Origin of the sequence: Streptomyces sp. NPDC058534, from assembly GCF_042717365.1 — a bacterium.
Taxonomy (GTDB): domain Bacteria; phylum Actinomycetota; class Actinomycetes; order Streptomycetales; family Streptomycetaceae; genus Streptomyces.
In genome coordinates this window covers 59,749-61,897 of the sequence record NZ_JBHXNW010000004.1, presented here as the reverse complement: position 1 = coordinate 61,897, position 2,149 = coordinate 59,749, and the positions used below count along the sequence as shown (strand labels likewise).

Sequence of the window (2,149 nt, the reverse complement as noted above, 5' to 3'; positions counted from 1 at the left end):
CGGCGGCGTGGGCCCCCCTCGGCCCCCCCCCCGCTCTCGCCCCCCCCGCGCGCCCCCCTCCGGGTGGCCCCCGCGCGCCCGCCGGGTGCGGGCCCGGGGGAGGTGCGGGACGTGCATCGGGTGTCTCCTCGTGGGGGGAAGAGGGAAACGCGCGCCGATTGGCATGAACGCGGTAACGCGTTCGGGCCGTCACCGTAGAAGGACTAGACCAGTGGGGTCAATGGTGCGGACCATTTTCGGTCTGGAGCGCCGAATTCCGGCCCTTCGCGGCGGGCCGGAGCATTTCTTGAAGTAAGCGGTCGTTAACTGGTGACTCCATGCGTCCGATCGGGCATACTCACAGCGCACAGCCGCTGGTCAGCCGCTTCCGCGACCCGGGAGTGCGAGCATCGGCCAGGCCCGAACGACCCGGCGGAACCGCCTCCACCCAAGGCGCACATCCGCCGATGCGCCCGACAGGGAGGAGAGCGTCGCCATGCCCGACCGCGCCCCGCAGCCGGTGGACCGGCAACTGCCCACGGACGAGGCACGGGATCTGATCTCACTCGTCCGCGACATCGCGCAGCGTGAGATCGCCCCGAGCGCGGCCGAGGAGGAGGACGCCGGACGCTTCCCGCGCGAGGTCTTCGCCCTGCTCTCCGACTCCGGCCTGCTCGGCCTGCCCTACGACGCCCAGTTCGGTGGCGGCGAGCAGCCGTACGAGGTGTACCTCCAGGTCCTGGAGGAGTTCGCCGCGGCCCGGCTCACCGTCGGCCTCGGCGTCAGCGTGCACACCCTCGCCTGCTACGCGCTGGCCGCCTACGGCACCAAGGAGCAGCAGGCCGGCCAGCTGCCCGCGATGCTCGGTGGCGGCGTGCTCGGCGCCTACTGCCTCTCCGAACCCGCCTCCGGCTCCGACGCCGCCTCGCTGCGCACCAAGGCCGTGCGCGACGGCGACGACTGGGTGATCGACGGCACCAAGGCCTGGATCACCCACGGCGGCATCGCGGACTTCTACACCGTCATGGCGCGCACCGGCGAGGACGGGCCGCGCGGCATCACGGCCTTCCTGGTGCCCGGCGACGCCGAGGGGCTGAGCGCCGCGGTGCCGGAGAAGAAGATGGGGCTCAAGGGCTCACCCACCGCACAGATCCACCTCGACGGCGTGCGGGTCCCCGACGACCGCCGGCTCGGCGACGAGGGACAGGGTTTCGCGATCGCGCTGGCCGCGCTCGACTCGGGGCGGCTCGGCATCGCCGCCTGCGCGGTCGGTGTGGCCCAGGCGGCGCTGGACGAGGCGGTGTCCTACGCGGCCGAGCGGCGGCAGTTCGGCAAGCCGATCTCCGACTTCCAGGGGCTGCGCTTCATGCTGGCCGACATGGCGACCCGGATCGAGGCGGGGCGCGCGCTGTACCTGACGGCGGCGCGACTGCGCGACGCCGGACGGCCGTTCGCCAAGCAGGCGGCCATGGCCAAGCTGTACTGCACCGACGCGGCGATGCAGGTGACCACCGACGCCGTGCAGGTACTCGGCGGGTACGGCTACACCGCGGACTTCCCGGCCGAGCGGTACATGCGCGAGGCGAAGGTGCTCCAGATCGTCGAGGGCACCAACCAGATCCAGCGCATGGTCATCGCCCGTCACCTCGCGGGTCCCGAGGGACGCTGAAGTCACCCGTGACGGTGAAGCCACCGGTGACGCGGGAGTCGCCGATGGCGAGGGCGTCGGCGCCGGCGAAGAAGTCGCCGAGCCCGCGCGGGGGTTCCGCGAGCCTGATCCACTCCGGGTCGTGGCGCCCCGGCAGGGTGCGGCCGCCGTCGGCCCAGGTCCGCATCAGCTCGCGGTAGATGGGTGGGTCCGGGATCTGCGGGGCCGGCGGAACCGGTCCGGCGGGCACCGGGACGAACACGCGGCGCCGACTCCCGGTCGCCGAGTACGTGTGGGTCATACCAGGGCAACGCGGCGAAGTGGGGACAGGTCACCGGCGGACGCAATCGAGCGTGAGTTCGCGGGTGTCCGCCGCTGTCGTGCGGTTGCCGGGGGCGGCCTGACGTGCCGTCGGCTCGTGAGCGCCGACCGGCCTGCCCGACCTGCCCGATCTGCCCCGCTGCTCCGAGGGGATCCCGCCCGCGAGCGCACCGGCCCGCGCCACGGCGTCCTGCGAGCCGT

At 73.2% G+C, this 2,149-nt stretch carries 3 protein-coding genes; 1 reads left to right on the top strand and 2 read right to left on the bottom strand.

What is annotated here, in order from left to right:
• Positions 1-475 precede the first annotated feature (475 nt).
• Positions 476-1,648 carry an acyl-CoA dehydrogenase family protein gene (locus ACFWR9_RS03235; protein WP_383834693.1) on the top strand — a complete coding sequence of 391 codons (1,173 nt, stop codon included), beginning with the start codon at positions 476-478 and terminating at the stop codon, positions 1,646-1,648.
• Here the strand turns inward: ACFWR9_RS03235 and ACFWR9_RS03230 are convergent.
• Both ACFWR9_RS03230 and ACFWR9_RS03225 read right to left on the bottom strand, forming a co-directional pair.
• On the bottom strand, positions 1,611-1,928 hold the full coding sequence (locus tag ACFWR9_RS03230; protein WP_383834690.1) for a hypothetical protein: 318 nt from the start codon (positions 1,926-1,928) through the stop codon (positions 1,611-1,613). The genes ACFWR9_RS03235 and ACFWR9_RS03230 overlap by 38 nt on opposite strands.
• A 30-nt stretch (positions 1,929-1,958) precedes the next feature.
• The coding region (locus ACFWR9_RS03225; RefSeq protein WP_383834687.1) for a hypothetical protein at positions 1,959-2,149 on the bottom strand (191 nt) is incomplete at its 5' end.

What these genes read in the sequence shown, in the direction of transcription:
- ACFWR9_RS03230 (WP_383834690.1), bottom strand. Translation starts at nt 1,928, where the DNA reads ATGACCCACACGTACTCGGCGACCGGGAGTCGGCGCCGCGTGTTCGTC.
- ACFWR9_RS03235 (WP_383834693.1), top strand. Translation starts at nt 476, where the DNA reads ATGCCCGACCGCGCCCCGCAGCCGGTGGACCGGCAACTGCCCACGGAC.